General features: G+C 70.6%; 11 protein-coding genes. 8 read left to right on the top strand and 3 right to left on the bottom strand.

Features of this window, described 5'->3' with window-relative positions:
• The first annotated feature begins 2 nt into the window (after positions 1-2).
• Genes NX1_RS06510 through NX1_RS06525 form a run of 4 tightly spaced genes read left to right on the top strand, consistent with a single transcriptional unit; the run spans position 3 to position 4,190 of the window.
• Complete coding sequence (locus tag NX1_RS06510; RefSeq protein ID WP_068055368.1) at positions 3-506, top strand: MarR family winged helix-turn-helix transcriptional regulator; 504 nt, start codon at positions 3-5, stop codon at positions 504-506.
• A 14-nt stretch (positions 507-520) separates the two neighbouring features.
• Positions 521-2,296, top strand: a complete 1,776-nt coding sequence (locus NX1_RS06515; RefSeq protein WP_281216022.1) for an MDR family MFS transporter — start codon at positions 521-523, stop codon at positions 2,294-2,296.
• A complete protein-coding gene (locus tag NX1_RS06520) occupies positions 2,293-3,543 on the top strand; it encodes a sensor histidine kinase (protein WP_068055374.1) in 1,251 nt (416 codons plus the stop codon). The genes NX1_RS06515 and NX1_RS06520 overlap by 4 nt, the downstream gene beginning before the upstream one ends.
• Positions 3,531-4,190, top strand: a complete 660-nt coding sequence (locus NX1_RS06525; protein WP_068055377.1) for a response regulator — start codon at positions 3,531-3,533, stop codon at positions 4,188-4,190. The genes NX1_RS06520 and NX1_RS06525 overlap by 13 nt, the downstream gene beginning before the upstream one ends.
• Here NX1_RS06525 and NX1_RS06530 read toward each other — a convergent pair.
• Together NX1_RS06530 and NX1_RS06535 are read right to left on the bottom strand one after the other, a co-directional pair.
• Positions 4,160-5,665 carry an alpha/beta hydrolase gene (locus tag NX1_RS06530; RefSeq protein WP_068055911.1) on the bottom strand — a complete coding sequence of 502 codons (1,506 nt, stop codon included), beginning with the start codon at positions 5,663-5,665 and terminating at the stop codon, positions 4,160-4,162. The two genes, NX1_RS06525 and NX1_RS06530, sit on opposite strands and share 31 nt — an antisense overlap.
• Before the next feature lie 68 nt (positions 5,666-5,733).
• Positions 5,734-6,903, bottom strand: coding sequence for a serine hydrolase domain-containing protein (locus NX1_RS06535; RefSeq protein WP_068055380.1), 1,170 nt, complete (start codon positions 6,901-6,903; stop codon positions 5,734-5,736).
• A gap of 315 nt (positions 6,904-7,218) precedes the next feature.
• On the opposite strand from NX1_RS06535, the gene NX1_RS06540 reads away from it, so the two are divergent.
• A complete protein-coding gene (locus tag NX1_RS06540; protein ID WP_068055383.1) occupies positions 7,219-7,461 on the top strand; it encodes a hypothetical protein in 243 nt (80 codons plus the stop codon).
• Positions 7,462-7,614: 153 nt separating this feature from the next.
• Here NX1_RS06540 and NX1_RS06545 read toward each other — a convergent pair whose 3' ends face one another.
• Positions 7,615-8,106, bottom strand: a complete 492-nt coding sequence (locus NX1_RS06545) for an inorganic diphosphatase (protein ID WP_068055385.1) — start codon at positions 8,104-8,106, stop codon at positions 7,615-7,617.
• A 230-nt stretch (positions 8,107-8,336) separates the two neighbouring features.
• Here NX1_RS06545 and dacB point away from each other — a divergent pair, with 230 nt between their 5' ends.
• The 3 genes from dacB (at position 8,337) to tilS (ending at position 12,076) form a co-directional block, all read left to right on the top strand.
• Positions 8,337-9,734, top strand: coding sequence for a D-alanyl-D-alanine carboxypeptidase/D-alanyl-D-alanine endopeptidase (dacB, locus tag NX1_RS06550; RefSeq protein ID WP_245668373.1), 1,398 nt, complete (start codon positions 8,337-8,339; stop codon positions 9,732-9,734).
• A 13-nt stretch (positions 9,735-9,747) separates the two neighbouring features.
• Complete coding sequence (locus NX1_RS06555) at positions 9,748-10,866, top strand: Rv3626c family coenzyme F420 biosynthesis-associated protein (protein WP_084501176.1); 1,119 nt, start codon at positions 9,748-9,750, stop codon at positions 10,864-10,866.
• Positions 10,867-10,975: 109 nt separating this feature from the next.
• Entirely contained in the window at positions 10,976-12,076 is a 1,101-nt protein-coding gene (tilS, locus tag NX1_RS06560; RefSeq protein ID WP_245668361.1) for a tRNA lysidine(34) synthetase TilS, read from the top strand.
• The last annotated feature ends 46 nt before the right edge of the window (positions 12,077-12,122 follow it).

Here is a 12,122-nt window from a genome sequence, read left to right on the forward strand (position 1 = left end):
GCGTGGACGCGGACGACCTGTCGATCGACACCATCGCGGTGCAACTCACCCGGCTGCAACGCATCCGGGATCGGACCGCCCTGCAGATCCATACCAAGGACGGCGTGGACCCGGCCGTCTTCGCGGTGCTGTTCCGGCTGCTCTGCGACGGCCCGATGCGCTCGGGCGCGCTGGCCGAGGCGGTGTACTCGGACGCGTCGACGGTCAGTCGTCAGGTCGCCCAGCTGGTCGAGCGGGAGCTGGTCCGCAGGACGGCCGACCCGGCCGACGGACGCGCCACGGTGCTCGAGGTGACCGAGCGCGGCCGCGAGGTCGCCGAGCAGATCCGCAGGCGCCGCCACGACAACCTCACCCGCGTGATGGCCGAATGGACGCCGGAGAACCGGACGCTGTTCGCGAACCTGCTGTGCCAGTTCGTCGACGATTTCGAACGCGCCAGGCCCGCGATGGTCGCGAGCCTCCCGCACGCGGGTGTGAAGGCCAGTGGAACGGAGAACGATTCGTGAGTGCGCCGGCCGCCGTGGCTTCACCAGTTGGTTTCAGCCATCGGCAGATCCTCACCATTCTGAGCGGGCTCATGCTCGGCATGCTGCTCGCCTCGCTCGACCAGACCATCGTCTCGACGGCGATCCGCACCATCGCCGACGACCTCGACGGCTATGCGCTTCAGGCGTGGGCCACCACCGCCTACCTGATCACCGCCACCCTCGCCACGCCGCTGTACGGCAAGTTGTCCGACATGTTCGGCCGCAAGCCCTTCTTCATGGCGGCCATCAGCATCTTCGTGGTCGGCTCGCTGCTGTGCACGCTCGCGCAGTCGATGTACCAGCTGGCCGCGTTCCGCGCCGTGCAGGGCGCCGGCGCGGGCGGACTGATGTCGCTGGCCTTGGCCATCCTCGGCGATATCGTCAGCCCGCGCGAGCGCGCTCGCTACCAGGGCTACTTCCTCGCGGTGTTCGGCACCTCCAGCGTGATCGGCCCGGTGCTCGGCGGTGTACTCGCGGGCGAGGACACGATCCTCGGCATCAGCGGCTGGCGCTGGGTGTTCCTGGTCAACGTGCCGTTGGGCGTCTTCGCGCTGGCGGTGGTGTCGCGGGTGCTGCGTCTGCCGAAGCGGCCGCACTCGACCGACCGGGTCGACTGGCTGGGTGTGCTCGTCCTGGCCGTCGGCCTGGTGCCGCTGCTCATCGTCGCTGAACAGGGGCGCGAATGGGGTTGGGGCAGCGGTCGTTCGCTCGCCTGCTACGTGATCGGGGCGCTCGGCATCGCCGGGTTCGTCGTGGTCGAGAAGGGACTGAAGGACGCGGCGCTGATTCCGCTGCGCATCTTCGCCAACCGGACCTTCGCGCTCGGGGTCGTCATCTCGTTCGTGGTCGGCGCGGCCATGTTCGGCGGTATCTCGCTCTTGCCGCAGTACCTCCAGGTGGTGCGCGGGGCGAGCCCGACGCTGGCCGGTCTTCAGATGCTGCCGATGGTGCTGGGAATGATGACCGGGTCGATCGTCTCGGGTCAGTTGATCTCGCGGACCGGGCGCTACCGGATCTTCCCGATCATCGGGGCGAGCACCCTCACCCTGGGCCTGTTCCTGCTGCACTTCCTCGACGCGGACACCCCGCTGGTGCTGGCCATGCTCTTCATGGCCTGCGCCGGCTTCGGCCTCGGCAACCTCATGCAGCCGCTCACCCTGGCATTGCAGAACGCGCTGCCGCCCAAGGACATGGGCGTCTCGACGGCGTCGGCCACCTTCTTCCGGCAGATCGGCGGCACGCTGGGCGTCGCGGTGTTCCTCTCCATCCTGTTCGCGCAGCTGACGCCGAATATCAGCGACGAACTGCACACCGCGGCTAGCGACCCGAAGTTCGGGCAGGCGGTGCTCGCCGGTGCGCAGAGCACCAACCCGGCCGACGCGGCGCTGGCGAAAGGCCTGCTCGCCCAGGACACTTCGGCGGCAGGCGAGGTGCTGCGGGACAGCTCGATCGTCCAGCAGCTGAGCCCGGAGTTGGCCAGGCCCTTCCAGGTGGGCTTCGCCGACTCCATGTCGGCGGTGTTCCTAGCGGTCACCGGCCTCGCGCTGGTCGCGCTGGTGCTTGTGCTGTTCTGGAAGGAGGTGCCGCTGCGCTCGGTCGGCGGCATCCAGGCGGCGAACGCCAAGGCCGAATCGGCGGTCGAGGTCGAGGCGCGTGTGGTGGAGCAGACCGGACTGCCGCTGCCGGGCGGCGCGGTCGTGGAGCCGCCGCTCGATCAGAGCGCGCGGCCCGAGGGCGCGCGGCGCGGCGTCGACGGTCCCGATTCGTGAACGACGGCTGGTGGCGCCGGTTCCAGGAACGGCTGCGGCGACTGCCCGCGGCCGTCGGCTACCTGGTGGTCGGCGGCGTCACCGGCCTGTTCGCGCTGTTCGGAGCGGCCGGGCTGTTCGTCGTGGCGGTGCTGAGCCTGATCGGAGTGGGGATACCCGCGCTGCCCGAGGCGGCGCGGGTGCTGCGGCCGCTGGCGGCTTTCGAAAGGCGAAGGGCGGCGGCCCGGCTCGGTACGCCGATCGAGCAGGTCTACCGCCCGATCACCGGTGACCTGAGGGAACGGCTCGCCACGCTCGTCGCCGATCCGGCCAACCGGCGCGACCTCGGCTGGCTGGCGCTGCACGCGCTGACCGGATTCCCGCTGGCCGCAGTGGCGGTCGCGCTGCCGCTCAGCGTGGTGAATCAGGCGCTGATCCCGGCGTATTGGCGGCTGCTTCCCGAAGGTGAGATCACCAATTACGGCCTTACGGTCGATTCGTGGCCGAAGGCGGTGCTGAGCCTGCTGATCGCGATTCCAGTCGGCGCCTTGGCACTGCGTATTCCGGTGGTCGCCGAGGCGCAAGCGCGTGCGGCCAGGGCTTTGCTCGCGCCCGACGAGGGCGCGTTGCTCGCCCATCGGGTCGCCGAGCTGACCGCGACGAGGGCCGCCGCGCTGGACGCGCACGGGGCCGAGCTGCGCCGCATCGAACGGGACCTGCACGACGGCGCGCAGGCCAGGATCGCGGCGGTCATCATGCAGCTCGGTCTCGCCGAGCAGCTGCGCGAACGAGACCCCGAGGCCGCCGCGGGCATGGTGCGCACCGCGCAGGACACCGCCGCGGCGGCGCTGGCCGAACTGCGCGACGTGGTGCGCAGCGTCTACCCGCCGGTGCTCTCCGACCGCGGCCTGGCCAGCGCGGTCTCGGCGCTGGCCGCGCGCAGCCCGATCCCGTGCGTCGTCGAGGTGGAACCCAGCGGCCGCCGCCCGATGGCGGTGGAGGCGGCGGCCTACTTCGTGATCGCCGAGGCCATCACCAACGCCACCAAACACTCCAGGGCCGAACATCTTTCGGTCACCATGGGCGGCACGGCCGCGCTGCTGGTGGTCGAGATCCGCGACGACGGGATCGGCGGAGCCGAACCCGTCGAGGGCGGCGGACTCGCCGGCATCCGGCGCAGGACCGAGGCGCTCGACGGCACGATGACGCTGGACAGTCCGTCCGGTGGGCCTACTGTGGTGCGCGTGGAGTTGCCGTGCGGGTCGTGATCGCCGAGGACGACGCCCTCCTTCGCGAGGGCTTGTCGCTGCTGCTGAAGACCGCGGGCATCGAGGTGGCCGCGGCTGTCGACAACGCCGACGACTTCCTTGCCGCCGTCGCCGCCGACCGGCCCGACGCGGTGGTGGTCGACGTCCGGCTCCCGCCCACCTTCACCGACGATGGTTTGCGCGCCGCGGTGCGCGCCCGTGCGATCCATCCAGGGCTGCCGGTACTGGTGCTCTCGGCCTACGTGGAGGACAGCTACGCCTCCGAACTGCTCGGCGACGGCGCTGGCGGCATCGGATATCTGCTCAAGGAGCGGGTCGGCAAGGTGGACCGTTTCCTGGAATCGCTGCGCCGGGTCGCCGAGGGCGGCACCGCGATGGATCCCGAGGTGATCTCGCAGCTGCTGGTGCGGCGCCGGGCCGACGACCCGCTCTCCGCGCTCACCGCGCGGGAGCGGGAGGTGCTCGCGCTGATGGCCGAGGGCCACGCCAACCCGGCCATCGCCGAACGGCTCGTCGTCACCGAAGGCGCTGTGCACAAACACATCAGGAACATCTTCGCCAAGCTCGGACTGTCCGCCGACGAGGCCGGGCACCGCAGGGTGCTCGCCGTGCTCGCCTACCTCGACGCCCGCCCCGGATCGTCCTGACAGGTGAGATCGCTCGCGGGCAGCGTGCCGTCGCGGAAGTAGGCGTTGACCGCGGCGTAGGCGCAGTCGTTCGGATACCGCCCGTAGATCGAGTGGATCGGTACGTCCCGCAGGGTGACCATGCGGGAGCCGGTGAGCGCGCGGTGCATGGCGAGCGCCCCGCCGTAGGTGGTGCGGGTGTCGCCGGTGGACTGCACGATCAGGCTCGGCACGGAATTGCCGATGACGGTGGCACTTTCGATCGGCGACGGCCAGAACGCGCATGGCGTGATGTTGCCGGCGAACGCGCCGAACAGCGGCTGATTCGCCCTGCTCGCCTCGATATTGCGCCAATACCAGCTCGGGTCGCGCGGGGCGTCCACGTCACCGCACATGATCGCCATCTGCGCCGAGTTGTCGCTCGGCCGCGCGGCGAGCATGAAGTCGAGCACGGCGGCGAGTTCGGGAGTCGGCTGCACTGGCGCCCCCTCGGCCGCATCGAGCAGGAGGCGCACCTGGTTCGCCAACTGCTGGTACTGGCGCGGATCGTCCAGGCCGATGAACAGCACCATCGGAACGATGTGATCGTCCAGCTCGAACTCGCCGAGCCGGACGGGCCGCTCGCTCGCGCGGTGGACCAGGTCGAGCACGGTGGCGCGGACGGCGGCGCGGTCGGCGCCGAAGCGGAATTCGCCGTCGTGGCCCGCGGCCCAGTCGGCCCACAGATGGAAGGCCGCCTCGTTGGCCGGGCCCATGTCCTGGACCATCCCGACCGGGCCGTAGCGCTCCGGGTCCACCGTGCTGTCCAGCACGATGCGGTCGGCGCGTTCGGGGAACAGCTGGGTGTAGACCGCGCCGAGATAGGTTCCGTAAGAGGTGCCGAAGTAGCTGATCCGGTCCTCGCCGAGGGCGGCGCGGACGACCTCCATGTCCCGTGCGGTGTTGCGGGTGGTGATGTGGCGCAGCCGCTCGCTCTCGGTCGCCACGCACCGCGCCGCGAGTTCGGCTTGCTGCGCGACGGATTCCGCGTAGCTCGCGGCGTCGACGCCCGCCGATTGCAGACCGAACCCGCGCGGCCAGCCGCAATTCACGGGGGAGGAGCGGCCGACGCCGCGCGGATCCATGCCGATGAGGTCATAGCGGGCGCGCACGTCCTCGGTCATCGCCTCGCGGACGTCGACCATGGCGTCGAGGCCTGCGCCGCCGGGACCGCCAGGGTTCGACAGCATGACTCCGCGCCGTTGCGCCGGGTCGGAGGCGGGTATGCGCGAGATGACAACGGTGAGGGTTTTCCCTTGGGGCGCGGCGTAATCCAATGGGACGGTGACGTCGGCGCATTCGGCGCCCAGCGGGTCCAAGCGCGGGTGATCGCAGGACGTCCAGGACAATCGCTGGTCGTAGAAGCGGTCGAGTCCCGCGTCGGCCGATGCCGGTGCGGCGACGAGGAATCCGGCGAGGACGGCCACAGCGGCCGTGATCGCCTTCGTGGGATGCACTGTGAGATCTCCGGTTTCGTTCGACCGCGCCGTCAACGGCGCGGTGTGGACAAGGCGTCGGGCGCGGATCACACCGAGCACACGGCGGCGTCGAACGCCCGCTGCACCAACTCGGCGCTCTCCTCGCTGGTCGGCAGCTGATTCACGGTGATGGTCACCGCGAGTCCGTCGGCGGTGACGCCGTTGCGGGTCTCGAATCCCGGGATGCTGCCGCCGTGTCCCCACACCTCTTTTCCACAGGAGGTCGGCAGGTGGATGAGTCCCAATCCGTAGCCCGCGTCCGGCATCCGGTCGAAGGGCACGGTGCGCCGCATCTCGTTTAGTTGCGCGGCGGGCAGCAACCTACCGTCCAGCAGCGCGCGGAAGAAGCGGTTCAGATCGCGGCCGGTGGCGATCATCGCGCCCGCGGTGTCGGCCCACGAGGGGTCGAGGTCGGTGAAATCGACGCGGACGCCGTCGATTTCCTGGTAGCCGACGGGATGCGGTCCGCTGATGCCGGTCTCGCCGGCCAAGGGCAACCCGGTGTCGCGCAGGCCGAGCGGTTCGATGATGCGCGCGGTGATCTCGGCGGACGCGGTGCGTCCGGTCGTTTGCTGGATCAGCATGCCGAGCAGGACGTAGTTGGTATTGGTGTACAGCGAGCGAGCGCCGGGCTCGAACTGCGGAGGCATGGTCATCGCCAGGCGCACCAGTTCGGCCGGATCGTATCGGCGCCAGCGCACCGCTTCGGTATTCACCTCCAACTGCGCAGTGCCGCGCTCGGCCCGCAGCTCGGGATCGCCTCCCGCGAGGTACTCGGGCAGGCCACTTGTGTGCTGAAGCAGATGGCGCACCGTGATCCGATTTCCGTCGTTGCCGTTGCCGTGCACCACCCCTGGCAAGTAGCGCTCGATGGGAGCGTCGAGCTCGATCTTGCCCTCGGCGACCAGTTGCAGCACTACCGTCGCGACGAATGTCTTCGTGTTGCTGCCGATTCGCACGCGAGCGTCGACGGGAAACGGCGCGCCCGTAGCGATGTCGCCGACGCCCGCGTTAACCGTACGGTCGCCCGCGTCGGTGGTGAGCACCGCCTGCGCGCCGGGAAATCCGCCGCGCACCGCATCGTCCAGCGCCCGCTGGATCGCACCACTGCGGTCGGCGGGCGCGGTGTCGGCGCCGCACCCGACGGCGCCGAACAGCGCGACGAGACAGATCCCGGCCGCGGCCGCGCGCAGGCCGTCGCGTCGAAAAACGGTCATGTGCTGTGCGTTCCTCTCTCACGGGCGCGGCGCGACGGTTGTGCGCCTTGCCTTTTCGAGCCTATGAACGCGAGTTCGCCGCGCCCATGACGCGCGCACCCGTATTCGCGGTGGTGCGTACCGGATACTCGAGGTAGTGCCAGCACTACCTCGCGGCTTCCGGACGCGTGCGTCTCCGGCGAAGCGGGAAAAGGGTGGAGAAGGTGGAATCGCCCGAGGGCTGGGGTGATCGAACCCTAGGGGTGGCTGTTCCCGGTCGTTTTCACCCCTACCTTTTGAAGAGTCAACTTCAAACCTCGCTTTCCAGGAGCAGAAATGCGAATCAAGTCCTTCCTCGCCGCTGGCCTTCTTGCCACCGCAGCCGTCGCCGGGGTGTCGACGGCTGCCACGGCCAACGCCGCGCCGACCTACCAGGCCACCGGCTACGGCGCCACCTACATCGGCACCTACGCCACTTTCGAAGCCTGCCGTGCCGACGGCACCTCGCCCAGCACCGGCGGCTACTACTGGGAGTGCGTCGAGGCCTGGGACGGCTGGGACCTCTACATCTACTACTGACGGTCCGCGAAACCACCCGTAAACGGCGCTGCCGCACCGTGATCGGATTCCCGGGGACGTTCGGCATCGGCCGGGCGTCCCCCTTCGCGTTCGGGGGTGGGACATAGAAAAAGGCGGGAGGTCCGTACGGACCTCCCGCCTTCGTCGTGTGGCTCAGTGGCCGCCCTGCTCCTGCAGGCGCTTCAGAGAGGCCTCCACCTCCGCCTCGGCCTCGGCCCGGCCGACCCACTCCGAACCCTTCACGAACTTGCCCGGCTCCAGATCCTTGTAGCGCTCGAAGAAGTGCTTGATCGCGGAGAGCTCGAACTCGGGCACGTCGGCCAGGTCCTGGATGTGGTCCCAGCGCGGGTCGCCCGCGGGCACGCACAGCACCTTGGCGTCGCCGCCCGCCTCGTCTTCCATCTTGTACATCGCGACCGGACGCGCCTCGACGATCACGCCCGGGAACACCGCGTCGGGCAACAGGACCAGCGCGTCGAGCGGGTCGCCGTCCTCGCCGAGCGAGTTCTCGATGAAGCCGTAGTCGGCCGGGTAGGCCATGGAGGTGTAGAGGAAGCGGTCGAGGCGGACCCGGCCGGTCTCGTGATCGACCTCGTACTTGTTGCGGGAACCCTTGGGGATCTCGATAGTGACGTCGAACTCCACGCCATCTCCTTCTGTGCTGCATCCGGTGGCTAGAGCGGGCACGACCGCCGACTCGCCAGGTTGTTCGGGGGAACGGTAGCGAAACGAGGATAGTGTGATCGGTGGGGCCGAGGTTATAGGGCATGGGTGCGCCGGGTGGTGCGCGGCAGCCGAGTCAGGGAGACGACGGGCACGTGTTTGGTGGGAACAAGAGGAATATCGGTGACTTGGCTGCGCGGCGCCGCCGCAGGATGTGGATCGGATTCGGGGCCACCCTCGCGGTGCTGCTGATCGCCGCCGCGGGCGCGCTGGTCGTCCTCGAGCCGTGGACCCCGGAATTCCGGCACGGCGGGCTGACCGTCGCCGCGCCGCCCGCTCCGGTCAAGCCGTTCCCGCAGGTGGCCGCCGCCCCGTCCGACGCGCCCGCGCCGAGTCCGGCCGGTGTCGTCGCCGCGCTCGGGCCCGCGCTGGTCAATCCTGATCTCGGCGCGTTCGCCGGCATCGTCACCGACGCCGACAGCGGGACCACGCTGTGGAGCCAGGACCCCGGCACGCCGATGATCCCGTCGTCCACCGCCAAGATCCTCACCACCGCGGCCGCACTGCTCGCGCTGCCCCCGGATCAGCGGGTCGCCACCAAGGTGGTCGACGGCGCCGCGCCCGGCGAACTCGTCCTCGTCGGCGGCGGGGACCCGACTCTCACCGCGCAGGCCGACGGCAAGGGCTACTACCCCAATGGGCCGCGCCTGGCGGACCTCGTCGCGCAGATCCGCCTCTCCGGGCGCGCGGTGGACACCATCGTCGTCGACACCACCGCCTTCGCCGGGGCGACCATGGCGAAGGGCTGGGAGAACGCCGACATCCCCGGCGGCTCCATCGCGCCGATCGACTCGGTGATGATCGACGGAGGCCGCCTCGACCCGCTCGTCGAGTACTCACCGCGCACCGCGACCCCCGCGCTGGACGCCGGACGCAGGCTGGCCGCCGAACTCGGGCTCGACCCCGAACGGGTGCGCGCGGGCAAGGCCGCGCCGGACGCCGCCGAGGTGGCGAGCGTGCAGTCCGCGCCGCTGCGCGACCGGTTACGCGACATGATGGTCCACTCCGACAACGTGCTCGCCGAGACCATCGGCCGGGAAATCGCCCTGGCGACCGGGTACGAACCGTCGTTCGACGGCGCGGTCGCCGCCGTGGCCGCCACGCTGGTGAAGGCGGGCTTCGACACGAACGGCGTGGTGATGCACGACACCAGCGGGCTCTCGACGGAGGACCGCATTCCCGCGCGTCTGCTCGGCAAGATCGTCGCCACCGCGGCCCAGTCGGCCGACGACACGCCGTCTGGCACCAACGCGCGGCCCGCGGGCGAGAAGCTTTCCGCCACGCTTGCGCCGATGCTCGACGATCTGCCGGTCGCGGGTGCGACAGGCTCGCTGGCCAGCCGCTACGTCACCCAGAACCGGGGCGGCGCGGGTTGGGTGCGCGCCAAGACCGGAACTCTCTCGGTGGCCAGCACGTTGGTCGGGTATGTGCTCGACCGGGATGGCCGGGTGCTGGCCTTCGCGTTGATGTCGAACGATCGGCCGCCGGAGGTGAGCAGGCCCGCGTTGGACGCCATCGCAGGCACGCTGCGCAACTGTGGATGCTCGTGACGGGTGGTTGACCATGTTCGAAGGCGCTGACGATACTCGCGAATCCGCTCCTGCCGATCCGGTACCGGACGGCAAGGCGCTGCGGCATCGCTCCGGGTTGTCCGGCGCCGTCGACTGGCGGCTGGCCGCCCGCACCGGGTCGGCCCTCGTTCCGCCGGGGCCGCGCACCTCGCGGTACTCGGCCGAACAGGTCGTCGCCGAATTGGCCGAGGCGTCCGTGCGAGCCGAGGTCCCGGTCCGCGAGGTGAGCCGACTGCTCGACGACCAGCCCGTCCCTGCGGCGCGCATCGTCGATCGGCCCGGCTGGATCGGCGCGGCCGCCGACTCCATGGCCCAGCTCACCGGCACCGGCGGCGATCCGCATGGCCGCGGCCTGCTCGCAGGCAAGCCCGCGGGCCTGCAAGCGGGCGCCATGCTGGCTTTCCTCTCCACCGCGATCCTCGGGCAGTACGACCCGTTCACCGGACCGGACGGCACGCTGCTGCTCGTCGCGCCGAACATCATGGCCGTCGAGCGCGCGCTGAGCGTCCCGACGAGCGACTTCCGTTTCTGGGTGTGCCTGCACGAGGTGACCCACCGGGTGCAGTTCTCCTCCGCCCCTTGGCTGGCCGGTTACATGCGCAGCAATGTCGACGTCCTCTCCCAGGTGGGCGACGAACCGCTCGCCGACATGCTGACCCGCCTGGTCGACGAACTGCGCGACCGCCGCCGCGGCACCGCGCCCGACGATCCGGCCACCCGCGGCATCGTCGGCCTGCTGCGCGCCACCCAGGCGCCGCCGCAGCGCGAGGCGCTCGACCGGCTGCTCATGCTCGGCACCCTGCTCGAGGGCCACGCCGACCACGTGATGGATGCCGTCGGACCGAGCGTCATTCCGTCGGTCGAACAGATCCGCGCCGCCTTCGACAAGCGCCGCAAGCGGCCGACCAATCCGCTGCAACGCCTGCTGCGCGCCCTGCTCGGCGTGGACGCCAAGGTCGCCCAGTACGTCCGCGGCAAGGCCTTCGTCGACCACGTCGTCGACCGCGTCGGCATGGAACGGTTCAACGTCGTGTGGACGGACCCCGATACCTTGCCGCTGCCGGACGAGATCGACAACCCCGACCGCTGGATCGCGCGGGTACTCGGCTGAGCGGGTTCGCCGGGTCCGGCCGGGGCGAACGGGAACTTCGGTGTTGCTTGCCGATCGCGGGTGAACGGCCGGATTCGCGCTTCGGTCCCGGCATCGTATCGAACAGAGCATGGGTAATGTCCTCGGCATGGGCCGTGCCGTACGAGCGACGCCCGGGCCGCGCGAGGCGACCGGGTCGACCCGGGGCAGCGCTGACTCGGCCGGGCCGCGCAGGCTGCCGGAAACCGCGGCGGTGCTGGAGGTCAGGCACGCGGTACGGGCCTGGGCGGGGGAGTATCTGCCCGCGAACGCAGCGGTCGCGGTCGGCCTGTCCGGCGGCGCCGACTCGCTCGCGTTGACGGCCGCGGCGGTCGTCGAGTTCGGGGATGTCGACGCGCTGATCGTCGACCATCGCCTGCAAGACGGCTCGGCTCAGGTGGCGGCCGACGCGGCGGCGGCGGCGCTCGCGCTCGGCTGCCGGTCGGCCCGGGTGCTGGCGGTGGACGTCGGCACCGAGGGCGGTCTGGAAGCGGCGGCTCGCACGGCCAGGTACCTGGCGTTGGATGCCGCGCGCGCCGGCGCGCCCGTCCTGCTCGGCCACACCCTCGACGACCAGGCCGAGACCGTGCTGCTCGGACTCGCCCGCGGTTCCGGTGGGCGCTCGATCCAGGGCATGGCGGCCTACGCGGAACCGTGGGGCAGGCCGCTGCTCGGCGTCCGGCGGGCCACGACCAGGCAGATGTGCGCCGACCTCGGTCGCACACCGCACGAGGACCCGCACAACCTGTCACCCGAATTCACCAGGGTTCGCCTGCGTACGGAGGCGTTGCCCCTGCTCGAGGACGTGCTCGGCGGCGGCGTCGCGCCCGCGCTCGCCCGCACCGCCGAACAGTTGCGCGAGGACGGCGCGCTGCTCGACGTGCTTGCCGATGAGTTGCTGGAGGCTGCCAGGGTGCCCGGGACCGCCGGTGATGAGGTGGCGCTGTCCATCGAGACGCTCGCCACTGCACCCGCGGCGCTGCGGCGCAGGGCGATCCGGTCCTGGCTCCTGGACAGCGGTGCGAAAGCCCTGACAGACAGGCATTTACGGGCGGTGGACGCCCTGGTGACGGCGTGGCGCGGGCAGGGCGGCGTCGCCGTCGGCGGTGGGTCACCGGACACGAGGTTGGTTGCCGCGCGCGAACATGGCAGGCTGACATTGCGCGGACACGACCGATGCCCGCGCGAGTGACTGATGCCGAGCGGGATCGATCGAAACCAGCGGCGCACAGGAAGGG

The organism is Nocardia xishanensis NBRC 101358 (assembly GCF_001613365.1).
Lineage (GTDB): Bacteria > Actinomycetota > Actinomycetes > Mycobacteriales > Mycobacteriaceae > Nocardia > Nocardia xishanensis.